This window comes from Burkholderia territorii (assembly GCF_902833055.1).
Classification (GTDB): domain Bacteria; phylum Pseudomonadota; class Gammaproteobacteria; order Burkholderiales; family Burkholderiaceae; genus Burkholderia; species Burkholderia territorii.
In genome coordinates this window covers 1-431 of record NZ_CADFEJ010000165.1, presented here as the reverse complement: position 1 = coordinate 431, position 431 = coordinate 1, and the positions used below count along the sequence as shown (strand labels likewise).

The following is a 431-nucleotide window of genomic DNA, read 5'->3' as shown; positions in this document are numbered from 1 at the left end:
CATGACGGTGCCCGGCGCGGCCACGCCGCCCGCGGTGACCGCCGACCGGATTCGCGCGGCCGAGGAAACCGGCACGGCGGCCGTGAAGCTGGCGGCCGAGCGGCTCACCATCGACCGCGTGCTGACGCCGAAGGCCTTCGACAACGCGCTGCGCGTGCTGCTGGCGATCGGCGGCTCGACCAATGCGATCGTGCACCTGGCCGCGATCGCCGGGCGCCTCGGCCATCGCATCGACCTGGACGCGCTCGACGGCATGGGCCGCGAGACGCCGGTGCTGCTCGACCTCAAGCCCACCGGGCAGCACTACATGGAGGACTTCCACAAGGCCGGCGGCGTGGCCACCCTGCTGCGCGAGCTCAAGCCGCTGCTGCACCTCGATGCGCTGACGGTGACCGGCGAGACGCTCGGCGAGCGGATCGAGGCGAGCGGCG

General features: G+C 73.3%; 1 protein-coding gene. It reads left to right on the top strand.

The window, feature by feature from the left end:
• Positions 1 to 431 (top strand): dihydroxy-acid dehydratase domain-containing protein (locus tag HW466_RS31545; RefSeq protein ID WP_176316189.1); only part of this gene is annotated, 431 nt, incomplete at both ends.